At 70.9% G+C, this 21,177-nt stretch carries 21 protein-coding genes; 16 read left to right on the forward strand and 5 right to left on the reverse strand.

The annotated features are described in order from the left end of the window. Positions 1 to 2 precede the first annotated feature (2 nt). Both ACFVAJ_RS13450 and ACFVAJ_RS13455 read right to left on the reverse strand, forming a co-directional pair. Positions 3 to 626, reverse strand: coding sequence for a response regulator (locus tag ACFVAJ_RS13450; protein ID WP_376944877.1), 624 nt, complete (start codon positions 624 to 626; stop codon positions 3 to 5). Continuing rightward, entirely contained in the window at positions 623 to 1,852 is a 1,230-nt protein-coding gene (locus ACFVAJ_RS13455) for a sensor histidine kinase (RefSeq protein WP_376944879.1), read from the reverse strand. The genes ACFVAJ_RS13450 and ACFVAJ_RS13455 overlap by 4 nt, the downstream gene beginning before the upstream one ends. A gap of 80 nt (positions 1,853 to 1,932) precedes the next feature. Between ACFVAJ_RS13455 and lepA the strand changes: the two genes are divergently transcribed. Genes lepA through hemW form a run of 3 tightly spaced genes read left to right on the forward strand, consistent with a single transcriptional unit; the run spans position 1,933 to position 5,677 of the window. After that, complete coding sequence (lepA, locus tag ACFVAJ_RS13460) at positions 1,933 to 3,789, forward strand: translation elongation factor 4 (protein WP_022890162.1); 1,857 nt, start codon at positions 1,933 to 1,935, stop codon at positions 3,787 to 3,789. Positions 3,790 to 3,797: 8 nt separating this feature from the next. After that, positions 3,798 to 4,448 carry a DUF1990 family protein gene (locus ACFVAJ_RS13465; protein WP_376944881.1) on the forward strand — a complete coding sequence of 217 codons (651 nt, stop codon included), beginning with the start codon at positions 3,798 to 3,800 and terminating at the stop codon, positions 4,446 to 4,448. Positions 4,449 to 4,450: 2 nt separating this feature from the next. After that, on the forward strand, positions 4,451 to 5,677 hold the full coding sequence (gene hemW / locus ACFVAJ_RS13470) for a radical SAM family heme chaperone HemW (RefSeq protein ID WP_376944883.1): 1,227 nt from the start codon (positions 4,451 to 4,453) through the stop codon (positions 5,675 to 5,677). Here hemW and ACFVAJ_RS13475 read toward each other — a convergent pair. Continuing rightward, a complete protein-coding gene (locus ACFVAJ_RS13475) occupies positions 5,674 to 6,054 on the reverse strand; it encodes a DUF4870 domain-containing protein (RefSeq protein ID WP_376944885.1) in 381 nt (126 codons plus the stop codon). The genes hemW and ACFVAJ_RS13475 overlap by 4 nt on opposite strands. Before the next feature lie 110 nt (positions 6,055 to 6,164). Further along, the gene (locus ACFVAJ_RS13480) at positions 6,165 to 6,581 is read right to left on the reverse strand and encodes a DUF4870 domain-containing protein (protein ID WP_376944887.1); all 417 of its coding nucleotides are present in this window, start codon (positions 6,579 to 6,581) and stop codon (positions 6,165 to 6,167) included. 180 nt (positions 6,582 to 6,761) lie between these two features. On the opposite strand from ACFVAJ_RS13480, the gene hrcA reads away from it, so the two are divergent. The 10 genes from hrcA to ACFVAJ_RS13530 all read left to right on the forward strand — a co-directional run bounded on the left by hrcA (position 6,762) and on the right by ACFVAJ_RS13530 (position 15,813). Next, positions 6,762 to 7,784 carry a heat-inducible transcriptional repressor HrcA gene (hrcA, locus tag ACFVAJ_RS13485; protein WP_376944889.1) on the forward strand — a complete coding sequence of 341 codons (1,023 nt, stop codon included), beginning with the start codon at positions 6,762 to 6,764 and terminating at the stop codon, positions 7,782 to 7,784. Between the two features lie 51 nt (positions 7,785 to 7,835). Continuing rightward, positions 7,836 to 8,933: a molecular chaperone DnaJ gene (gene dnaJ, locus ACFVAJ_RS13490; protein ID WP_376944891.1), complete on the forward strand. Its 1,098-nt coding sequence runs from the start codon at positions 7,836 to 7,838 to the stop codon at positions 8,931 to 8,933. A gap of 13 nt (positions 8,934 to 8,946) precedes the next feature. Next, positions 8,947 to 9,681, forward strand: a complete 735-nt coding sequence (locus tag ACFVAJ_RS13495; protein WP_376944893.1) for a 16S rRNA (uracil(1498)-N(3))-methyltransferase — start codon at positions 8,947 to 8,949, stop codon at positions 9,679 to 9,681. Positions 9,682 to 9,705: 24 nt separating this feature from the next. After that, positions 9,706 to 10,068, forward strand: a complete 363-nt coding sequence (locus tag ACFVAJ_RS13500; protein ID WP_376944895.1) for an HIT domain-containing protein — start codon at positions 9,706 to 9,708, stop codon at positions 10,066 to 10,068. Next, positions 10,055 to 11,155 (forward strand): PhoH family protein, encoded by a 1,101-nt coding sequence (locus ACFVAJ_RS13505; RefSeq protein ID WP_376944897.1) that lies wholly within the window; start codon positions 10,055 to 10,057, stop codon positions 11,153 to 11,155. Before ACFVAJ_RS13500 ends, ACFVAJ_RS13505 begins: the two co-directional genes overlap by 14 nt. Beyond that, on the forward strand, positions 11,152 to 11,613 hold the full coding sequence (ybeY, locus tag ACFVAJ_RS13510; RefSeq protein WP_376944899.1) for an rRNA maturation RNase YbeY: 462 nt from the start codon (positions 11,152 to 11,154) through the stop codon (positions 11,611 to 11,613). Before ACFVAJ_RS13505 ends, ybeY begins: the two co-directional genes overlap by 4 nt. Positions 11,614 to 11,615: 2 nt before the next feature. Next, positions 11,616 to 12,932: a hemolysin family protein gene (locus ACFVAJ_RS13515; RefSeq protein WP_376944901.1), complete on the forward strand. Its 1,317-nt coding sequence runs from the start codon at positions 11,616 to 11,618 to the stop codon at positions 12,930 to 12,932. Next, positions 12,895 to 13,818, forward strand: coding sequence for a GTPase Era (era, locus tag ACFVAJ_RS13520; RefSeq protein WP_376944903.1), 924 nt, complete (start codon positions 12,895 to 12,897; stop codon positions 13,816 to 13,818). The genes ACFVAJ_RS13515 and era overlap by 38 nt, the downstream gene beginning before the upstream one ends. Positions 13,819 to 13,957: 139 nt before the next feature. After that, positions 13,958 to 15,148 carry a histidine kinase gene (locus ACFVAJ_RS13525; RefSeq protein WP_376944905.1) on the forward strand — a complete coding sequence of 397 codons (1,191 nt, stop codon included), beginning with the start codon at positions 13,958 to 13,960 and terminating at the stop codon, positions 15,146 to 15,148. Then, positions 15,145 to 15,813 carry a response regulator gene (locus tag ACFVAJ_RS13530; RefSeq protein ID WP_376944907.1) on the forward strand — a complete coding sequence of 223 codons (669 nt, stop codon included), beginning with the start codon at positions 15,145 to 15,147 and terminating at the stop codon, positions 15,811 to 15,813. Before ACFVAJ_RS13525 ends, ACFVAJ_RS13530 begins: the two co-directional genes overlap by 4 nt. A 36-nt stretch (positions 15,814 to 15,849) precedes the next feature. Here the strand turns inward: ACFVAJ_RS13530 and ACFVAJ_RS13535 are convergent, their stop codons facing one another. Beyond that, positions 15,850 to 16,872, reverse strand: coding sequence for a serine hydrolase domain-containing protein (locus tag ACFVAJ_RS13535; protein WP_376944909.1), 1,023 nt, complete (start codon positions 16,870 to 16,872; stop codon positions 15,850 to 15,852). Positions 16,873 to 16,975: 103 nt separating this feature from the next. On the opposite strand from ACFVAJ_RS13535, the gene ACFVAJ_RS13540 reads away from it, so the two are divergent. The 3 genes from ACFVAJ_RS13540 (at position 16,976) to leuA (ending at position 21,156) form a co-directional block, all read left to right on the forward strand. Beyond that, a complete protein-coding gene (locus tag ACFVAJ_RS13540) occupies positions 16,976 to 17,737 on the forward strand; it encodes an ABC transporter ATP-binding protein (protein WP_376944911.1) in 762 nt (253 codons plus the stop codon). Further along, a complete protein-coding gene (locus ACFVAJ_RS13545) occupies positions 17,737 to 19,134 on the forward strand; it encodes an FtsX-like permease family protein (protein ID WP_376944913.1) in 1,398 nt (465 codons plus the stop codon). Before ACFVAJ_RS13540 ends, ACFVAJ_RS13545 begins: the two co-directional genes overlap by 1 nt. 249 nt (positions 19,135 to 19,383) lie before the next feature. Then, positions 19,384 to 21,156, forward strand: coding sequence for a 2-isopropylmalate synthase (leuA, locus tag ACFVAJ_RS13550; protein ID WP_376944915.1), 1,773 nt, complete (start codon positions 19,384 to 19,386; stop codon positions 21,154 to 21,156). Positions 21,157 to 21,177: the final 21 nt, after the last annotated feature.

Genomic DNA, 21,177 nt, shown 5'->3' on the forward strand with positions numbered 1-21,177 from the left:
GCTCAGCCCGCCCTGATCGCCCCGAGCTCGCGGGCCCGCGCGACGGCCGCCGTGCGCGAGCCCACGCCGAGCTTGGTGAAGATGTGCACGAGGTGCGACTTCACGGTGGCCTCGCTGAGGAAGAGGGTCTTGCCGATCTCCCGATTCGTGCGTCCCTCGGCGACGAGCGAGAGCACCTCGGACTCGCGCACGGTGAGTCGTTCGCCCGCGGCCTGCGAGGCGTCGAGCCGCGACGAGAGCCCGGGTGCGAGCGCCTGCTCGCCGACCGCGGCCGCGCGCACCGCGGCGAGCAGCGTGTCGGGCGGGGCATCCTTCAGCAGGTACCCGCTCGCGCCCGCCTCGATCGCGCCGAGGATGTCGGCGTCGGTGTCGTAGTTCGTCAGCACGAGCACCCGCGGTGCGCCGGGCACCGCGCGGATGCGGCGGGTCGCCTCGGCGCCCTGCACGGCGCCGGGGAACTGGAGGTCCATGAGCACGAGGTCGACCGAGTCGCCCCGCGCGAGCCGCACCGCGTCCTCGGCGGTGGCGGCCTCGCCGACGACCTCGAGGTCGGCCTCGGATTCGAGCATCGCCCTGATGCCGGCACGGACGACGGGATGGTCGTCGGCGAGGAGGAGCCGGATCATGCGGGCACCACCGGGATGCGGACGGAGAGGGCGGTGCCTTCGCCGGGTGCGGTCTCGACGTCGGCGGTGCCGCCGAGCTCCTCGGCCCTGCGGCGGATGGCGCGGAGCCCGAACTCGGCCGGATCGGCGCGGCGCGCCACCGCCTCGGCGTCGAAGCCTCGGCCGTCGTCGACGATGTCGAGCGCGATCTCGTCGCCGAGGTAGCTCAGCGTGAGCGAGCAGGCTCGGGCGTCGGCGTGGCGCAGCACGTTCGCGAGCGAGCCCTGCGCGATGCGGAGGAGCGCGGCGTCGACGGTCATCGGCAGGAGGACGGGGTCGCCGCTCGTCGCGAACTCGACGCGGGTGTCGGCGCCGGCCTGGCTCGCCTGCTCGTTCACGGCCTCGGTGAGGCGGCGGAGGGCCGCGGGGAGGGTCTGCTCGTCGAGCGAGGGCGGGGTGAGCTCGCGGATGAAGCGCCGCGCCTCGCCGAGGTTCTCAGCGGCGGTCTCGCGGGCGAGCCGGAGCTTCTCGGCGACCCGCTCGTCGTCGACGTCGCGCTCGGCCGCGTGCAGCAGCATCTGGATGCTCGAGAGTCCCTGCGCGACGGTGTCGTGGATCTCGCGGGCGAGTCGCTCGCGCTCGGCCAGGGTGCCGGCCTCGCGGCTCGCCGCTGCGAGCTCCTCGCGCGTCGCGATGAGGTCGAGGATGAGCGACTGGCGCTCCTGCGTCTCCTGCGACATGGCGCGGTAGCCGAGCCCGATGACGATCGCGACGCCCGCGCTGATCAGCGGCCCGAGGATCGAGCCCACCTCGAAGCCGAGGTGCGTGGCCGTTCCCCAGACCGAGAGTCCGAAGGTGATGACGACGAGCGGCACCGAGATCGGAGCGGCGAGCACGTGCAGCTCGAGGAAGAAGAGCGGGAAGGCGAGGAACGCCGCATCGGGCGTCAGCGCCGACATGCCGACCCAGAGCGCCAGAAGCGACGCGAGCCACAGCACGCGCGCGAACGTCGGCAGGTGCCGATGCGCGGTCGCGATGCCCGCGCCGTAGCAGGCGAGGAAGGCGACGGCGAGGATCGTGATGGGGACCTCGGCGGAGTCGTCGGCGAGCAGTGCCCGCACGATCACGAAGAGGGTGAGCCCGACCACCAGGAGGTGGAGCCCGAGCCGGAGCGCGACGAACACCGGCCGCAGCGCCGATCGCGCCACGGTCTCGTCGCCCGGAAGGGCGGTTGCAGCCGTCATCATGGTGCTTCGAGCGTAGTCTCGGGGCCCTGCACGAGGCATCCGTCGAAAGTCTGAAGCGAAGTCATGGGAGAATCGTCTGGATGTCTCCGAGAGCTGTGAACCCGCCGGTGCCCGCCGCCACCGACCCTGCGTCGATCCGCAATTTCTGCATCATCGCGCATATCGACCACGGCAAGTCGACGCTCGCCGACCGCATGCTCCAGATCACGGGCATCGTCAGCGACCGCGACATGCGCGCCCAGTACCTCGATCGCATGGACATCGAGCGTGAGCGGGGCATCACGATCAAGAGCCAGGCGGTGCGCATGCCCTGGCAGCAGGGCGACCGCGCGTACGCGCTCAACATGATCGACACGCCCGGCCACGTCGACTTCTCCTACGAGGTCTCGCGCTCGCTCGCCGCGTGCGAGGGCGCGATCCTGCTCGTCGACGCCGCGCAGGGCATCGAGGCGCAGACCCTCGCCAACCTCTACCTGGCCCTCGAGAACGACCTCGAGATCATCCCGGTGCTGAACAAGATCGACCTGCCGGCCGCCGATCCCGAGAAGTACGCGAAGGAGCTCGCCGACCTCATCGGCGGATCGCCCGACGACGTGCTGAAGGTCTCTGGCAAGACGGGCGTCGGCGTCGAGGAGCTGCTCGACCGCGTCGTCGAGCGCATTCCCGCCCCGGTCGGCGACGCCGATGCGCCGCCGCGCGCCATGATCTTCGACTCCGTCTACGACAGCTACCGCGGCGTCGTCACCTACGTGCGAATGATCGACGGGCAGCTGAAGCCGCGCGAGCGCATCCAGATGATGTCGACGAAGGCGACCCACGAGATCCTCGAGATCGGCGTGAGCGCGCCCGAGCCGCAGCCGTCGAAGGGCCTCGGCGTCGGCGAGGTCGGCTACCTCATCACCGGCGTGAAGGACGTGCGCCAGTCGAAGGTCGGCGACACCGTCACCACGGCCGTGAAGCCCGCCACCGAGGCGCTCGCCGGCTACACCGAGCCGCTGCCGATGGTGTTCTCGGGCCTCTACCCGATCGACGGCAGCGACTACCCCGAGCTCCGCGAGGCGCTCGACAAGCTGAAGCTCTCCGACGCGTCGCTCGTGTACGAGCCCGAGACCTCGGTGGCGCTCGGCTTCGGCTTCCGCTGCGGCTTCCTCGGGCTCCTGCACCTCGAGATCGTGACCGAGCGCCTCCAGCGCGAGTTCGGACTCGACCTCATCGCGACGGCGCCGAGCGTGGTCTACGAGGTCACCACCGAAGACCGCAAGACCGTCACGGTGACGAACCCGAGCGAGTTCCCGACGGGCGCGAAGATCACCGAGGTGCGCGAGCCGGTCGTCAAGGCCGCGATCCTCGCCCCGAAGGACTACGTGGGCACCATCATGGAGCTCTGCCAGTCGCGCCGCGGCACGCTGCTCGGCATGGAGTACCTCGGCGAGGACCGCGTCGAGATCCGCTACAACATGCCCCTCGGCGAGATCGTGTTCGACTTCTTCGACCAGCTGAAGTCGAAGACCGCGGGGTACGCGAGCCTCGACTACGAGCCCACGGGCGACCAGGCCGCCGACCTCGTGAAGGTCGACATCCTGCTGCAGGGCGAGCAGGTCGACGCGTTCAGCGCGATCGTGCACCGCGACAAGGCCTACGCCTACGGCGTGCTCATGACGGGGCGCCTGCGCGAGCTCATCCCGCGCCAGCAGTTCGAGGTGCCGATCCAGGCCGCGATCGGCGCCCGGATCATCGCCCGCGAGTCGATCCGCGCGATGCGCAAGGACGTGCTCGCCAAGTGCTACGGCGGTGACATCAGCCGCAAGCGCAAGCTGCTCGAGAAGCAGAAGGAGGGCAAGAAGCGCATGAAGATGGTGGGCCGCGTCGAGGTTCCGCAGGAGGCGTTCATCGCAGCCCTCAGCGGCGACGTCGAGAAGAAGGACGCGAAGAAGTAGAGCTCCCGATGACCCGCAGAAGCACGTTCACCGACCAGTCCGTCACCTACGGCGCGATCGGCGCGACCCTCGACCCCGATTTCCTGCGCTACCCGCCGACGGGCCTCCGGCCGGCCGAGGATTCGGTGCGGCTCGGCTCGGGCCGCGAGCGGTTCGAACGCTCCGCCGAGGCGCTCATGACCTGGGGGGTGCAGCGCGGCGCCGGGTTCACGGTCGCCGATGTCTCCGCGGGTACCGGTGCCCAGTACCCGGGCATCGTGTTCGACCCCGAGGGCGCGCCCCTCTCCGACCAGCCCGCGCCGCGTACCGAAGACCGTTTCGGCGCCGACGGCACGGCCTACATCGCCGCGGGCATGACCGCGACGCTCGTGCGGCGTCGCCGCTTCGGCGCGGCGAAGACCCCCGTGCTCGTCGTCTACGTGATCGACGAGCCGAACCGCATCGGGTTCGCGTACGGCACGACGTCGAACGGCGCCGAGACGGGCGAGGAGTCGTTCATCCTCGAGCACCGCGACGACGACACCGTGTGGCTGACGATCCGATCGATCCTCGCCACCGCCGGCGGCGCACGCAGCGTGCGCGCACCGTTCACGCGTCGTCATCGGCGCGAGCTCACCCGCGACGAGCTCCGGGCGCTCCACCCCGCGAGCGGCGCGTAGCCGTGGGCGCCGCGCTGCCGCTCGGCGAACCCGCACCGGCCGACGGCCTGCTGCCCGCCTCGGCCGCACTCGGCGCCGACGTGCGGGCGTTCGGCGTCTACGTGCACGTGCCGTTCTGCCGGGTGCGGTGCGGCTACTGCGACTTCAACACGTACACCTCCGACGAACTGCGCGGGGCGAAGCAGAGCGACTACGCCGGGCAGGCGATCGGCGAGATCCGGATGTCACGGGGCATGCTCGAGGCATCCGGGCTGCCCGCCCGACCCGCGCAGACGGTCTTCTTCGGCGGCGGGACGCCGACCCTGCTGCCCGCCGGCGACCTCGTCGCCATGCTCGGCGCCGTACGCGACGAGTTCGGGCTCGCACCGGGCGCCGAGGTCACGACCGAGGCGAACCCCGACTCGGTCGGACCCGACGACCTCGCGCGGCTGGCGGAGGGCGGCTTCACCCGCGTCTCGTTCGGCATGCAGTCGGCCGTGCCGCACGTGCTCGCCGCGCTCGATCGCACGCACGACCCCGAGCGCGTGCCGCTCGTCGTCGGGTGGGCGCGCGACGCGGGCCTCGACGTCAGCCTCGACCTCATCTACGGCACGCCGGGGGAGTCGCTCGACGACTGGCGACGCAGCGTCGAGCACGCGATCGCGCAGCGCCCCGACCACCTGAGCGCCTACGCGCTCATCGTCGAGGACGGCACGAAGCTCGCACGTCAGATCCGCCGCGGCGAGCTCGCGACCCCCGACGACGACCTCGAGGCCGACATGTACGAACTCGTCGACGAACGCCTCGAAGCCGCCGGGTACGAGTGGTACGAGGTGAGCAACTGGGCGTCGAGCCCTGCGCAGCGCTCGCGACACAACCTCGGCTACTGGCGGGGCGACGACTGGTGGGGCGTCGGCCCCGGCGCGCACAGCCATGTCGGCGGCGTGCGCTGGTGGAACGCGAAGCACCCCTCGGCGTACGCCGACCGCATCGCCGCGGGCGTGTCGCCCGCCGTCGGTCGCGAGGTGCTCGACGCGCCGACCCGCGAGACCGAGCGGGTGCTGCTCTCGACGCGCATCCGCGAGGGCCTGGAGATCTCGACGCTGCACACCGGGGGTCGGCACGCGGTCGCCGCGCTCATCGCCGACGGCCTCGTCGACGCGAAAGCCGCCCTCTCGGGTGTGCTGACGCTCACCAGGAGAGGGCGGCTGTTGGCCGACGCGGTCGTTCGGCAGTTGCTCGACGCTTAGCTGACGAACTTGATCGCGAGCGGGTACGTGTACGGCTCGCCCTTGTTCGCGGCGATCGCGGCGATGATGCAGAACACGATGTTGATGACCCACACGGCCGGGTAGAGCAGGAAGCCGATGAACACGAACATCAGCAGGCCGCTCGCGATGTAGGCGATGAGGATCGTCAGCTGGAAGTTCAGGGCCGTCGCGGAGTGCCCGCGGATGAAGGGGCCCTTGTCCTTCAGGACGAGGTAGCCGATGAGCGCCGGCAGGAAGTTGAAGATCGCCCCGCCGATGTGGATCAGCGTCGCCCAGAGCTTCTCGTCGGAGGGGCTCAGCGGCTGGCTCTGCTGGTAGGGGTTCGCCGGCGGGGGAGGCGGGGTGGCGTCGGACATGGGGTTCTCCTTGCTCGGGTCGCCCGAAGGCGAGACTTCGTCAACCGTCATGCTGGCACAGCAGAGCGCGCCGCGGGAAGAGCCCCGACGGCGCGCTCGAAAGGTGCTGCCTACTTGATGAGGCGGATCGCGAAGGGGTACCGGTAGTGGTTGCCGTCCTTCGCCTTGAGGAAGCCCTGGATCGAGAAGACGATGACGACGACCCAGAGGGCGAGCGGGAGGATCCAGCCGATCAGCGCCCAGAAGCCGAACGTGATCGCGGTGAGGATCGAGTTCACGATGAGGATCGCGACGTACGCGATCGTGGCGGTGATCTGGAAGTTCAGCGCCTCCTTGGCCTCGGTGTTCGTGAACTGGCCGCGGTCCTTGAAGACGAGCCAGATGATGAGCGAGGGCAGGAACCCGATGATGCCGCCGAGGTGCGCGAAGGACGCCCACTGCAGGTCCTGCTCCTGGGTGAGGGGGCCGGCGGCTGCGGGCTGGGGCTGACTGTTCGGATCGGGCTGCTGAGCGTTGGGCTCGGTCATGACGCGCCTTTCGGGCTTCGGTGGTCTCGGGTTTCGGGAGGGGTTCGCGGTCGTGAGGACTCGCGGGACATCCATACGGTAGCGCCGCGAACCGCCGCGGGCAACGGCCTCGTCGTCGGATGTCGCGATATGATTAGCAGTCAGACAGAACGAGTGCTAAGTCGTCGGAGGGAGCGGGGCATGGCCTCAGAACGCAGTCTCGCCGTGCTTCGGGCGATCGTGCAGGACTACGTGGCGTCGCGCGAGCCCGTCGGGTCGAAGACGATCGTCGAGCGGCACGCGTTCGGCGTCTCGGCGGCCACGATCCGCAACGACATGGCGCTCCTCGAAGAGGAGGAGCTGATCGCGGCTCCGCACACCTCCTCGGGTCGCATCCCCACCGACAAGGGGTACCGCGTCTTCGTCGACCAGCTGACCGAGGTGCGCCCCTTGAGCTCCGCGCAGCGGCAGGCCATCGAGACCTTCCTCGGCGAGTCGAGCGACCTCGACGAGCTCCTCGCCCGCACCGTGCGCCTCATCTCGCAGCTCACGAAGCAGCTCGCGGTCGTGCAGTACCCGAGCTTCGCGAGCGCGCGGGTGCGCCACGTCGAACTCGTCTCGCTCTCGCCGAACCGCGTGCTCTGCATCCTCATCGCCGATTCGGGCCAGGTCGAGCAGCGGCTCGCCGAGCTCGAGCAGCCCGTCGACGAGTCGACGCTCGCCGAGCTGCGGCTCCGGCTGAACGAACTCGTCGCCGGCACCACCATGGCGGATGCCACGGCGCTGCTGTCGGGCGAGATCGATGCCGTCGACCCGCGCCACGCGGCGGTGCTGCACACGCTCGCCGCGACCCTCGCCGAGCAGGCGCGGGTGCAGCGCAGCGACCGGCTCGTCGTCGCGGGCGCGGCGAACCTCGTGCGCACCGAGCAGGACTTCGCCGGCTCGATCCTCGGCGTGATCGAGGCGATCGAGGAGCAGGTCGTGCTCCTGAAGCTCTTCGGCGAGATGTCCGGCGACGAGCACGCCGTCGCCGTGCGCATCGGGCGCGAGAACGCCTCCTTCGGACTCGGCGAGACCTCGATCGTCTCGAGCGCGTTCGAGATCCCGGGCCGCGACATCTCGCGCCTCGGCGTCGTCGGTCCCACCCGCATGGACTACTCCAACAGCATGGCCGCCGTCCGTGCGGTCGCCCGCTACCTCTCCCGCACGCTCGGCGAGAGCTGACCTTCCGCCCGTCGCAAGACCGGCATCCGCAACCGAAAGGACAAGCCCTCCGTGGCCGACCACTACGAGGTCCTCGGCGTCTCGCGCGAAGCGACGCCCGACGAGATCAAGAAGGCGTACCGCCGACTGGCTCGCGAACTCCACCCCGACGTGAACCCCGGTGCCGAGGCATCAGAGCGGTTCAAGGAGGTGACGCACGCGTACGACGTGCTCTCCGACCCGAAGCAGCGCCAGCAGTACGACCTCGGCGACCAGGGCGGCTTCGGCGGCCAGGGCTTCGGCGGATTCGGCGACATCTTCGAGACCTTCTTCGGCGCCGGGCAGCAGAGCCGGGGGCCGCGGTCGCGGCGCGAGCGGGGTCAGGACGCCCTGATCCGCGTCGAGGTCGGCCTCGACGAGGTGATCTTCGGCACCCACCGCGACATCGAGGTCGACACGGCCGTGCGCTGCGAGACCTGCCAGGGGTCGTGCTGCCAGCCGGGCACCTCGCCGGTCACCTGCGACATCTGCCGCGGCAGCGGCCAGATCCAGCGTCAGGTGCGCTCGCTCCTCGGCAACGTGATGACCTCGAGCCCGTGCGGCACCTGCCGCGGCTACGGCACGATCATCGCGACGCCGTGCGTCACCTGCCAGGGCCAGGGCCGCGTGCGCGCCCGTCGCACCGTCCCCGTCGACATCCCCGCGGGCGTCGACACGGGCGTGCGGCTGCAGATGCCCGGTTCGGGCGAGGCCGGCCCCGCCGGCGGCGCGAACGGCGACCTCTACCTCGAGATCAAGGTCAAGAACCACGACGTGTTCAGCCGCAACGGCGACGACCTGCTCGCGACCCTCGAGGTCGCGATGACCGACGCGATCCTCGGCACGACCGCCACGATCCACGCGCTCGACGGCGACGTCGAGGTCGAGCTCAAGGCGGGCGTGCAGAGCGGCGAGGTCGTCACCGTGCGCGACCGCGGCGTGACGCGCCTCCGGGGCAACGGCCGCGGCGACCTCAAGGTCGGCGTCCAGGTGGTGACCCCGACGAAGCTCTCCTCGAAGGAGCGCGACCTGATCTCGCAGTTCGCCGCCTCGAAGAAGTCGCCGGCTCCCGAGCTCACCCACTTCCAGCAGGGGCTCTTCGCACGCCTGCGCGACCGGTTCCTGGGCTGAGCAGGGCCGCACGATGAGCAGCCTCTACCTCGACGAGCGCCTCGACCTCGCGGCGCTCGCGCCGGGCACCGAGCTCCGGCTCGCGGGCGACGAGGCCCGCCACGCGGTCACCGTCGCGCGGGTCCGACCGGGCGAGCGCATCTCGATCGGCGACGGCCGCGGAGTGGTGGTGCGCGGTGAGGTCGTCGCGACCGAGTCGCGCGAGCTCACGCTGCTCGCCGACGAGGTGCTCGTCGAGGAACGCCCCGAGATCACGATCACGCTCGTGCAGGCCCTCGCGAAGGGCGACCGCGACGAACTCGCCGTCCAGGCCGCGACCGAACTCGGCGTCGACGCCGTCATCCCGTGGGCGGCGGCGCGTTCCGTCTCCCGCTGGGAGGGGCCGAAGGCCGAGAAGGGCCGCGCCCGCTGGGCCAGCATCGTCCGCGAGGCCGTCAAGCAGTCGATCCGCGCGTGGCTGCCCGAGGTCGCGCCGGTCGCGACGACGGCGCAGCTTCCCGCGCGCCTCGACGGCGTGCGGATGCTCCTGCTCGAGCCGACCGCGGCGACGCCGCTCTCCGAGCTGCGCCCCGACGGCCGCGACCTCGCGCTCGTCGTCGGCCCCGAGGGCGGCATCTCGCCCGACGAGCTCGCGAAGCTCACGGCGGCCGGTGCCGAGCCCGTGCGTCTCGGGGCCTCGGTGCTGCGCACCTCCACGGCGGGGCCGGCGGCGATCGCCGTGCTCAACGCCGCGCTCGGGCGGTGGTAGCCGATCGCTCGCTACGATGGGAAGATGACCGACTCGCCCGCTGAACCGACCGTCTTCGAACGCATCGTCGCGCGCGAGATCCCCGCCCGCATCGTCGCCGAGACCGACCGGGTCATCGCCTTCCACGACATCGCGCCGAAGGCGCCGGTGCATGTGGTCGTCACGACGAAGACGGCCGACTACCGCGACGTCGTGGGCCTCGCGGCCGGCGACCCCGCGCTGCTCGCCGAACTCGTCGCGGTCGCGCAGGGCGTCGCCGCCGAGTTCGGCGACGGCGAGTTCCGCCTCGTGTTCAACACCGGGGCATCCGCGGGCCAGACCGTCTTCCACGTGCACGCGCACGTCCTCGCCGGCGGCCTCGAGGAGGACACGCTTGCCGGAGCCTGAATCGACCGACGCCGACGCGCCCGTGGCGGGCGCCGACGAGGAGCGCCTCAGCATCGACGGCGTGGCGATGGTGCGGCTGCTCGGCCCGCAGGATCGACTGCTCACCACCGTGCAGCGCGAGTACCCGGGGGTCGAGGTGCACGTCCGCGGCAACGAGATCTCGATCCGCGGCGAACTCGAGCAGCGCCGAAAGGTGCGCCGGCTCATCGAAGAGCTGCTCGAGCTCGTGCGCCACGACCAGGACCCGACCCCGACCGAAGTGAGGAGCTCCGCTCGCATGCTCGACGCAGACCCCGACGCGAAGCCGTCAGAACTGCTCGGCCAGGTCATCGTCTCGAGCCGGGGCAAGACCATCCGGCCGAAGACCGAGGGCCAGCGCGCCTACGTCGACGCCATCGACGAGAACACGATCGTGTTCGGCATCGGCCCCGCGGGCACCGGCAAGACCTACCTCGCGATGGCGAAGGCCGTGCAGGCGCTCCAGCGCAAGGAGGTCAGCCGGATCATCCTGACCCGCCCCGCCGTCGAAGCGGGGGAGCGGCTGGGCTTCCTGCCCGGCACCCTGACCGACAAGATCGACCCGTACCTGCGCCCCCTCTACGACGCGCTCAACGAGATGATGGACCCCGAGCTCGTGCCGAAGCTGCTCGCCTCGGGAACGGTCGAGGTCGCGCCGCTCGCCTACATGCGCGGCCGCACCCTCAACGACTCGTTCGTCGTGCTCGACGAAGCGCAGAACACGACGCCCGAGCAGATGAAGATGTTCCTCACCCGGCTCGGATTCGGCTCGAAGATGGTCGTCACCGGCGACGTCACCCAGGTCGACCTGCCGGGCGGCGCCTCCGGGCTCCGGCTCGTCACCCGCATCCTCGATCGCATCGACGACATCCACTTCGCCCGCCTGACGAGCGACGACGTCGTGCGTCACACCCTCGTCGGCCGCATCGTCGACGCCTACACCGAGTTCGACCAGCGGCAGCAGGCCCAGCGCTACGAACGCGCCGAGGCCCGCGAGTTCGCGAACCGCGCCGAACGGCGCGGACATGCGGGTCCCCGCGACCACCTGCCGAGAAGGGGCACGTCTTGAGCATCGAGATCAACAACGAATCCGCGATCGAGGTCGACGAGGCCGCGATCCAGCGGCTCGCGGTCTACGCGCTCGACGCGATGCACGTGCACCGCGACGCCGAACTCGCCATCGTGCTCGTCGACGAGGGCGCCATGGAGCAGCTCCATGTGCAGTGGATGGACGAGCCCGGCCCGACCGACGTCCTGAGCTTCCCGATGGACGAGCTCCGGCCCGGCACCGAGGAGGCGCCGACCCCGCCGGGGCTCCTCGGCGACATCGTGCTCTGCCCGCAGGTCGCCGAGTCGCAGGCCCGCACCGCGGGGCACGGGCTCGTCGACGAACTGCTCCTGCTCACGACGCACGGCATCCTGCACCTCCTCGGCTTCGACCACGCGGAGCCCGACGAGGAGAAGGAGATGTTCGGCCTCCAGCGCGACATCCTCGTGGGCTTCTCCGTGCAGGAGCGCCGCCGCTGACCATGCTGCCCTGGCTCTTCCTCGGCGCCGCCTTCCTCCTCGTCGCATTCGGCGGCCTCATGGCCGCCGTCGACGCGGCGGTCGGCGTGAGCTCCCGCGCCGACCTGAACGACCTCGCCGTCGGCGCCCGTGCGCGCCGGTCGATCCTCGCGATCGCCGACGACACCGGCGCCCACGTGAACACCGTCAACTTCGTGCGCATCATCGCGGAGACCACCGCGGCGGTGCTCGTGACGCTCGCGTTCACCTTCTTCATCGACGACATCTGGCTCGTGCTGCTGTGCTCGGCGCTCATCATGACGGCGGCGTCGTTCGTGCTCGTGGGGGCGAGCCCCAGGAGCGTCGGGCGCGAGCACGCCCCGATGGTGCTGCGCCTCACCGCCCCGCTCGTGCACTTCCTCCGGGTGCTCATCGGGCCGCTCGCGGGCGCGCTCGTCTCGCTCGGCAACCGGGTCACGCCCGGCAGTCTGCGCTTCGCCGGCGTCTCGAGCGAGGAGCAGCTGCTCAGCATGGTCGACGAGGCCGCCGAGTTCGAGGTGCTCGAAGAGGGCGACCGCGAACTGATCCACTCGATCTTCGAGTTCAACGACACCGTCGTGCGCGAGGTCATGGTGCCGCGCACCGACATGGTGACGATCGACGCCACCGCGCACCTGCCGCACGCGATGTCGGTGTTCCTGAAGGCCGGCTACTCGCGGATCCCGGTGATCGAGCACGACGCCGACGACGTCGCCGGCATCCTCTACCTCCGCGACCTCGCACGGCTCGGGTTCGAGCGTCCGCTCGACGCCGAGGGGCTCACCGTCGGCGAGCTCGTGCGGCCGGCGGTGTTCGTGCCCGACTCGATGAAGGCCGACGCGCTCCTCCGGCAGATGCAGCTCGAGTCGAACCACCTCGCGATGGTCGTCGACGAGTACGGCGGCATCGCGGGGCTCGTGACCCTCGAAGACCTCATCGAAGAGCTCGTCGGCGACATCTCCGACGAGTACGACCGCGAGGCCGCGCAGGTCGAAGACCTGGGCGCGGGTCGGTACCGCGTCAATGCGCGCCTCCCCGTCGACGAGCTCGGCGAACTGTTCGGGCTCGACCTCGAGGACGAGGATGTGGACTCCGCCGGGGGACTGCTCGCGAAGGAGCTCGGGCGCCTGCCCAAACCGGGCGAGCATGCGATGGTGTCGGGCCTGCGCCTCGAAGCCGAACGCACCGAAGGCCGTCGCAAGCGCATCTCGACGATTCTCGTCGAGGCAGATCAGGCCCTCATCGACGCGCGCACCGCGTTCGATGCGGGTGACTCCGTCGAGAGGAACCATCGTGACTGACTACCGTGCCGGATTCGTGTCCTTCGTCGGGCGCCCGAACGTCGGCAAGTCGACGCTCACGAACGCGCTCGTCGGTGAGAAGGTCGCCATCACGAGCTCGAAGCCGCAGACGACCCGCCGGGCCATCCGCGGCATCGTGCACCGCGAGCACGGCCAGATCATCCTCGTCGACACCCCGGGCCTGCACCGCCCGCGCACCCTGCTCGGCGAGCGCCTCAACACGCTCGTGCAGTCGACGCTCGGCGATGTCGACGTGATCGCCTTCTGCGTGCCCGCGAACGAGCCGATCGGCCCGGGCGATCGCTTCATCAACGAGCAGCTCGAGCAGTATCCGCGCGCGAAGAAGGTCGCGATCGTCACCAAGACGGATGCCACGTCGAAGTCCAAGGTCGCCGAGCAGCTGCTGGCGGTCTCCGCGCTTCGCGAATGGGCGGCCATCATCCCCGTGTCGGCGCCGCGCGGCGAGCAGCTCGACGTGCTCGTCTCCGAGCTGCTCGCGCTCCTGCCCGAATCCGAGCAGCCGCTGTACCCGGCCGACGCACTCACCGACGAAGACCTGTCCGACCGCATCGCCGAGTTCATCCGCGAGGCCGCCCTCGAGGGCGTCTCCGACGAGTTGCCGCACTCGATCGCCGTGGTCGTCGACGACATGGTCGAGCGCGAGGACAAAGACCTGCTCGAGATCTACGCGAACCTCTACGTCGAGCGCGACAGCCAGAAGGGCATCATCATCGGCAAGGGCGGTTCGCGCCTCCGCGAGGTCGGCACGACCGCGCGTGCGCAGATCGAAGGGCTGCTCGGGCGCAAGGTGCACCTCGCCCTGCACATCAAGGTCGCGAAGGAGTGGCAGCGCGACCCGAAGCAACTCGGCCGGCTGGGTTTCTGAGCGGGAGCGCGACTCTGGCCTGATTCCACTCGGCCGGCTGGGTCTCCGGGCGGAATCGGTGAGCGCCGTTCGTACGACTCGAGGATGATTCCGCCCGTGAACGGCGTCTCCTCGTCGTTCGAGCGCGTACGGTGGATCGGTGCCCACCAGGATCAGCCGCGCGAAGTTCACGACCGACATCGTGCTCGCCGGCGTGTTCGCACTCATGTGCCTGCCGTTCGCCCTGCTCGGCGGCGTCGCCGATCTGGTGATCCTCTCCGGCTTCACGGCCGCCCTCGTCATCCGTCGCTACGACGTGCGGTGGTCGCTCGCGGTCGCGTGGGCCTCGGCATTGACGCAGATGCTGCTGCTGCGCGACCTGCAGCTCTACGACGCCGCCGTGCTCGGGGTGCTCTACTCGACCGCGGCGCACGGCGGCCGGGTCGTGAAGTGGCTGGGGCTCGGGTCGGCCGGCGTCGGCGCGCTCCTCGCGACCGGGTACCTCGCGGTCGTGAAGCCGTTGCTCGGCGGAGCGGCGGCGATCGGCGGCGACCCGATCAGCATGCTGGTGCTCACGGGGATGCTCTTCGTCGCCTCGATCGCGGTGCTCGTGCTCGCGTGGACGGCCGGGCTCCTGGTGCGCGCCGTTCGCGACAACCGCGAGGTGGCGCGCCGTGAGGAGGTCGCGAACCGCGAACGCGAGCTCGCCCAGTACCGGTACGTCGTCGAGCAGGAGCGAAATCGCATCGCGCGCGACATGCACGACGTCGTCGCCCACTCGCTCGCGGTCGTGATCGCGCAGGCCGACGGCGCGCGCTTCGCGGCCCGCACCCGGCCCGAGTCGGCGGTCGACGCGCTCGGCACGATCGCCGGGGTCGCGCGCGGCGCGCTCGGCGACGTGCGGCTGCTGCTCGCCGAGCTCCGTCATCACGAGAGCGCCTCCCCGCAGCCCGTGCTCGACGACCTGGGCGCCCTGCTCGAGCAGGTGCGCGCCGCCGGGCTCGACGTGCGATTCTCCGAGTCGGGCTCGCGCCCCGAACTCGGCACGGGCCACCAGATCGCGGTGTACCGCATCGTGCAGGAAGGGCTCACGAACGCGCTGCGTCACGGTGACACGACGAAGCCCGTCGTCCTCGAACTCGACTGGGATCAGGCGGGGGTCGAGCTGCGGCTCGTCAACTCCCAACGGCCGGATGCCGCAGCGACCGACTCGCACGCGTTCCGCCACGGGATCCCCGGCATGCGCGAGCGCGCGCAGCTCACCGGCGGCAGCCTGCACGCCGCAGCCGGCGACGACGGCCTGTTCCGCCTGACCGCCCGCATCCCCGCCCAACCCGGAAGGACCGCATGAGCATCCGAGTCGCGCTCGTCGACGACCAGGCCCTGTTCCGCGCCGGCGTGCGCATGCTCATCGAGTCGCAGCCCGACCTCGACGTCGTGGGCGAGGCCGGCGACGGCGTCGCGGCGGTCGCCCTCGCCGCCACCGAGCGACCCGACGTCATCCTGATGGACGTGCGGATGCCGCTCGCCGACGGCATCTCCGCGACCGAGCGGATCCTCGCGGACGCCGACCGCGACGGCAGGCCGGCACCGCGGGTGCTCGTGCTGACGACCTTCGACCTCGATGAGAACGCCGCACGCGCGATCCGCGCCGGTGCGAGCGGGTTCGTGCTGAAGGACGCCGACCCCGAGTTCCTGCTCGCGGCGATCCGGACGGTGCATCAGGGCAACCAGGTGATCGCCGCCTCGGCGACGCGCGCACTGTTCGCGCACGTCGGGACGGCGCCGGCGGGGCGTCCCGCGCCGGCGGCGTGGTTCGAGCTGACCCCGCGCGAGCGCGAGATCTTCGCCCTGGCCGCGCGCGGGCTCTCGAACAGCGAGATCGCCGCATCCGAGTACCTCAGCGAGGCGACGGTGAAGACGCACATCAGCCGGATCCTCGCAAAGCTCGGCCTGCGCGACCGGGTGCAGCTCGTGGTGTTCGCCTACGAGCACGAGCTGTCGTCGAACGGGTAGCGCTGTCGCGGCGGCGATGAGCGGGCGGCGATCCGCCTACATCGCCTCCATCAGCAGGGCGATGACCGGCCACGCCCCGTCGGAGCTGTTGCCCAGCACGCTGACCGTGGTCTCGGAGCGCGGGTCGTGCACCGATCGGAACGAGACGCCCGCGTCGTGGCCCTCCATGATGAGCCGGGGGCCGGTCGCGCCGAGGAAGACGCCCATACCCGACCGCAGGCGCTCGCCGGGCAGGTCGAAACGTGGACGGATCATCTCCTCGACGGTCTCTTCGCGCACGATGCGGCCGTCGAGCAGCGCGCGCCAGAAGGTGTGGAGGTCGTCGGCCGTGGTGTAGATGCCGCCGTCGCCGTTCCCGCGCACCGGGAGGTGCAGCACGTTCGTGCGGTCGCCCTCGTCGTACAGATAGCCGACTGCGGCGTCGCCGGGAAGGTCGTCCGACCTGAGGAACGAGGTCCGCCGCAGCCCCGCCCGCGCGCAGACCTCTGCCTCGACGAGGTCGTGGAACTCGACGCCGCTCGCACGCTCGGCGATCAGCGCGAGCACGATGTAGCCCCCGTTGCAGTAGGCGAAGCGTTGGCCGGGCGGGGACGACTGCGGGTAGCCGTCGACGACCGGCACGAACGCCTCGGTGCCGGCGAGGAGGTGCACGGGAACGGGGAGCACGTAGTCGGCCGGCTCCCAGTCCGCCGCTTCGTCGAGGTAGTCGCCGACGCCGGACGTGTGCGTGAGCAACTGCTCGACGGTCACCTCGGCGTCGATGAGCGGCAGGTCGGCGCCCAGGATGCCGCGGACGCGCGTGCTCAGCGACAGCACGCCCTCCTCGACGAGCCGGAGCACGGCCAGGGCGGTGAAGGTCTTGCCGCCGCTCGCGATCGCGAAGCGGGTGCGGGCGGTGTTCGGCACGCGCAAGGCGCGGTGCGCGTCGCCTTCGACGCGCTCGAAGCGGCGACGACCGCCGACGTCGACCGTCACGACGCCGGTGAACGATCGCTCGCCCACCGCGGCGTCGAGCGCCGAGCCCTCGATGCCGAGTTCCGCGACGCCGTCGGAGACCATGCGTGGAGCCTACGCCGTGCCGTCGACGTCATCCCAGAGGATGACCGCGAACCGATCCCTGGTCGGATGACCCGAGCGTGGGTGACTCCGTAGCGTCGGAGACATGCAGATCCAACCCTCAGACCTCGGTCTCATCGCCCGCGTCGCGGGCCTCGCGAAGCGCTACGGCCACGGTGCCGGCGCCGTGACCGCACTCGACGACGTGTCGCTCGGGCTCCGCCGCGGTGAGTTCACCGCGATCATGGGGCCGTCGGGCTCGGGCAAGTCGACGCTCATGCACATCATGGCCGGCCTCGATTCGCCGACGTCCGGCCGGGTCTGGCTCGGCGACACCGACATCACCGAGCTCGGCGATGCGGCGCTCACGGTGCTGCGCCGGCGCCGCATCGGGTTCATCTTCCAGTCGTTCAACCTGGTGCCGACCCTCGACGTGCGCGGCAATGTGATGCTGCCGTTCGAGCTCGACGGCCGCCGGCCCACCCTCGACGAGCAGGCGTGGATCGACGAGCTCTTCGACACGCTCGGCCTCGGCGGCCGCCTCACGCACCGCCCGCACGAGCTCTCGGGAGGGCAGCAGCAGCGCGTCGCCATCGCGCGGGCCCTCGCGACCCGCCCCGACCTGGTGTTCGCCGACGAGCCGACCGGCAACCTCGACTCCCGCACGGGCCGCGAGGTGCTGGGGCTCCTCGCCGTCGCGAGCGCTCGCTACGGGCAGTCGATCGCGATGGTCACGCACGACCCGGTCGCGGCGAGCCACGCCGATCGCATCCTGTTCCTCGCCGACGGGAAGATCGTGCGCGACTCGGGCCGTTCGACGCCCGAGGAGATCTCGGCGTTCATGCTGTCGATGGAGCTGGCGGCCTGATGCGCACCCGTCTGAAGGACCAGTGGCCGACGCTGCTCGTCGCCGTCCTCGCCGGCACCTTCGGGGTGCTGCTGCTGCACGTGACGGGGCTCCTCGCCGCCGCGATCCGCGCCGACGACGTCACCGGCGAGAGCGACACGGTGGCCCTCATGCTCGGTTTCCTCGCGACGGTCTTCGTCGTGATCGCCGTGTACGTGAGTGCGATCGTCACCTCGAACACGGTCGCCACGGTCGTCGCCGGCCGCACCCGCACCATCGCGCTGCTGCGCCTCATCGGGTCGAGTGCCCGCGCGCAGCGTGCGCAGATCGCGAAGGAGGGGCTCGTCGTCGGCGTCGCCGGCGCGGTGATCGGCGTGTTCGCCGGCACCGGCGCGGCCTACGGGGTCGAGCAGTTCGCCGTCGCGAACCGGATGCTGCCGCCGACCGAGTACGACTACCTCAACCCCGCGGTGGTGCTGCCCGCCGTCGCGGTCGTGCTCACGACCTGGCTGGCCTCGTGGGTCGGGTCGCGCCGTGTGCTCCGGGTGCGCCCGATCGAGGCGATCTCGAACTCGAACGCGCAGGACCGCGAGGAGCTCGGTCGCCGCCGGGGCCGCAACATCGCGGCGATCGTGCTGGTCGTCATCGGCATCGGCCTGCTCGCCGCCGGCGTCGTGGTCGGCCTCACCGACCCGATGGGCGTCCTCATCGGCCTCGCCGGAGGCATCCTCTCGTTCACCGGCGTCGTGCTCGGCGCCGATGTCGTGATGCCGCCCGTGCTGCGACTCGTCGGCCGCCTCTTCGGCCGTTCGCCGGCCGCGCGGCTCGCCGCCGAGAACGCCGTGCGCAACCCCGAGCGGAGCTCGCGCATGACCATCGGCCTCGTCATCGGCGTCACCCTCGTCACGACCTTCTCGGTGACGATGGAGTCGTACCGCGCGATGCTGCTCGCAGCTCAGGAGGCGCAGCCCGAGGTCTACGCCGGCATCGAGACCATGCTCGATGCGACGATCGCCGTGTTCACGGTGCTCATCGGCTTCAGCGCCCTCATCGCCGCCATCGGAATGGTGAACACGCTCTCGCTCAGCGTCATGCAGCGCACCCGCGAGCTCGGCCTGCTGCGTGCGCTCGGCTTCGATCGCGGGCAGCTGCGCCGCATGATCGTGGTCGAGAGCGCCGCGCTCACCGTCGCCGCGACGCTCACGGGCCTCGTGCTCGGCTTCGGCTATGGCTGGGCCGGCGCGCAGGCGCTCCTGGGCGGTGCCCAGGGCGAGCCGGTGTTCGTCCTGCCGGGCGTGCCGTGGGTCATGATCGGCGCACTCGTCGTCGCGGCGGGCGTGCTGACGCTCGTCGCATCCATCGCCCCGGCGCGGCGCGCGATGCGCGTCTCGCCGGTGGTCGCCCTCGCGGTCGACTAGGGGGACCGCGGGGGACGGGAGGGAAGGGCGGGCGGCGGCCTCGGGGGAGGCCGCCGCCCGCTTCCGTCTGCCCGCCCGTGCCGCCGGCGCGTCACATGCATGCGGCCGCCGCGCTCGGATGTTAGCCTTGTGCCGTGCTTCACGGCCTGCTTCTCCTTAGCTGCCGCAGCGAGTCCTAGTTCGAAGGCCTCCCTCGCTGCGGAGTTCGTCGTCGGCTGAATACATCCGAACAAGCGAGAAGAGCACCTCATGCAGAACACCCAGCAGCCCTCGGCGATGCCCGTTCACCGGTACCGCCCCTTCCACGAGCAGATCTCGGTCGAACTGCCCGACCGCACGTGGCCGTCCAAGCGCATCGAGCAGGCGCCGCGCTGGTGCGCCGTCGACCTGCGCGACGGCAACCAGGCCCTCATCGACCCGATGAGCCCCGAGCGCAAGCGCATCATGTTCGACCTCCTCGTGAAGATGGGCTACAAGGAGATCGAGGTCGGGTTCCCGAGCGCGAGCCAGACCGACTTCGACTTCGTGCGCAGCCTCATCGACGAGAACGCGATCCCCGCCGACGTCACGATCCAGGTCCTCACGCAGGCGCGCGACCACCTGATCGAGCGCACCTACGAGGCGATCGCCGGTGCGAAACAGGCGATCGTGCACCTCTACAACTCGACGAGCATCCTGCAGCGCGAAGTCGTCTTCCGCACTGACAAGCAGGGCATCATCGACATCGCCCTGCACGGCGCGCGCAAGTGCCGCGAGCAGGAGGCGACGATCCCGGGCACCACCGTCTACTACGAGTACTCGCCCGAGAGCTACACCGGCACCGAGCTCGAGTTCGCCGTCGACGTCTGCAACCAGGTGCTCGAGATCCTCGAGCCCACGCCCGAGCGCAAGGTCATCATCAACCTGCCCGCGACCGTCGAGATGGCGACGCCGAACGTCTACGCCGACTCGATCGAGTGGATGAGCCGCCACCTCGCGCATCGCGAGAACGTCCTCCTCTCGCTGCACCCCCACAACGACCGCGGCACGGCCGTCGCCGCCGCGGAGCTCGGCTACCTGGCGGGTGCCGACCGCATCGAGGGCTGCCTCTTCGGCAACGGCGAGCGCACCGGCAACGTCGACCTCGTCGCGCTCGGCGTGAACCTCTTCACGCAGGGCATCGACCCGCAGATCGACTTCTCCGACATCGACGAGGTCAAGCGCACCGTCGAGTACTGCAACCAGCTGCCGGTTCCCGAGCGGCACCCGTGGGCGGGCGACCTCGTCTACACGGCGTTCTCGGGGTCGCACCAGGACGCGATCAAGAAGGGCTTCGAGGCGATGGCCGCCGAGGCCGAGCGCCGCGGCGTCTCCGTCGACGAGCTCGAGTGGGCGGTGCCGTACCTGCCGGTCGACCCGCGCGACCTGGGCCGCAGCTACGAGGCCGTCATCCGCGTGAACTCGCAGTCGGGCAAGGGCGGCGTGGCCTACCTGCTGAAGACCGACCACGCGCTCGACCTGCCGCGACGCCTGCAGATCGAGTTCTCGGGCGTCGTGCAGCAGAAGACCGACGCCGAGGGCGGCGAGGTCTCGAGCGACGAGATCTGGCGCGTCTTCATCGACGAGTACCTGCCGGCGCCGCAGGACCGCCCCGACGAGAAGTGGGGCCGCTTCGAGCTCCTGAGCCTCCGCACCGAGAGCGCCCTCGACGGGGTCGTCAACGTGCGGGTGGGTCTCCGCGACGGCGTCGAGCGCGTCGAGGCCGATGCGAGCGGCAACGGCCCGATCTCGGCGTTCCTCAACGTGCTCGGGGCCGAGGGCGTCGAGGTGAAGCTGCGCGACTACGTCGAGCACACGCTCTCGGCGAGCGGCGACTCGCAGGCGGCCGCGTACGTCGAGCTCGAGGTCGAGGGCACGGTGCTCTGGGGCGTCGGCATCGACGCCGACATCTCGACCGCGTCGCTGAAGGCGGTCGTCTCGGCGGTCAACCGCGCACTGCGGGTCCGCACTCCCGAGCCCGAGCTGGCGACCGCCGGCGCCTGAGCGCCGCGCAGGGTCAGCGAC

The sequence above is a fragment of the Agromyces sp. NPDC057679 genome, assembly GCF_042799635.1.
Classification (GTDB): domain Bacteria; phylum Actinomycetota; class Actinomycetes; order Actinomycetales; family Microbacteriaceae; genus Agromyces.

Coding starts and splice junctions, on each gene's coding strand:
- era (WP_376944903.1), top strand. CDS start 12,895: ATGCGGGTGACTCCGTCGAGAGGAACCATCGTGACTGACTACCGTGCC.
- ACFVAJ_RS13500 (WP_376944895.1), top strand. CDS start 9,706: ATGACCGACTCGCCCGCTGAACCGACCGTCTTCGAACGCATCGTCGCG.
- ACFVAJ_RS13540 (WP_376944911.1), top strand. CDS start 16,976: ATGCAGATCCAACCCTCAGACCTCGGTCTCATCGCCCGCGTCGCGGGC.
- ACFVAJ_RS13545 (WP_376944913.1), top strand. CDS start 17,737: ATGCGCACCCGTCTGAAGGACCAGTGGCCGACGCTGCTCGTCGCCGTC.
- ACFVAJ_RS13465 (WP_376944881.1), top strand. CDS start 3,798: ATGACCCGCAGAAGCACGTTCACCGACCAGTCCGTCACCTACGGCGCG.
- ACFVAJ_RS13455 (WP_376944879.1), bottom strand. CDS start 1,852: ATGATGACGGCTGCAACCGCCCTTCCGGGCGACGAGACCGTGGCGCGA.
- leuA (WP_376944915.1), top strand. CDS start 19,384: ATGCAGAACACCCAGCAGCCCTCGGCGATGCCCGTTCACCGGTACCGC.
- ACFVAJ_RS13475 (WP_376944885.1), bottom strand. CDS start 6,054: ATGTCCGACGCCACCCCGCCTCCCCCGCCGGCGAACCCCTACCAGCAG.
- ACFVAJ_RS13530 (WP_376944907.1), top strand. CDS start 15,145: ATGAGCATCCGAGTCGCGCTCGTCGACGACCAGGCCCTGTTCCGCGCC.
- hrcA (WP_376944889.1), top strand. CDS start 6,762: ATGGCCTCAGAACGCAGTCTCGCCGTGCTTCGGGCGATCGTGCAGGAC.
- ACFVAJ_RS13480 (WP_376944887.1), bottom strand. CDS start 6,581: ATGACCGAGCCCAACGCTCAGCAGCCCGATCCGAACAGTCAGCCCCAG.
- lepA (WP_022890162.1), top strand. CDS start 1,933: ATGTCTCCGAGAGCTGTGAACCCGCCGGTGCCCGCCGCCACCGACCCT.
- ACFVAJ_RS13515 (WP_376944901.1), top strand. CDS start 11,616: ATGCTGCCCTGGCTCTTCCTCGGCGCCGCCTTCCTCCTCGTCGCATTC.
- ACFVAJ_RS13495 (WP_376944893.1), top strand. CDS start 8,947: ATGAGCAGCCTCTACCTCGACGAGCGCCTCGACCTCGCGGCGCTCGCG.
- ACFVAJ_RS13450 (WP_376944877.1), bottom strand. CDS start 626: ATGATCCGGCTCCTCCTCGCCGACGACCATCCCGTCGTCCGTGCCGGC.
- ACFVAJ_RS13535 (WP_376944909.1), bottom strand. CDS start 16,872: ATGGTCTCCGACGGCGTCGCGGAACTCGGCATCGAGGGCTCGGCGCTC.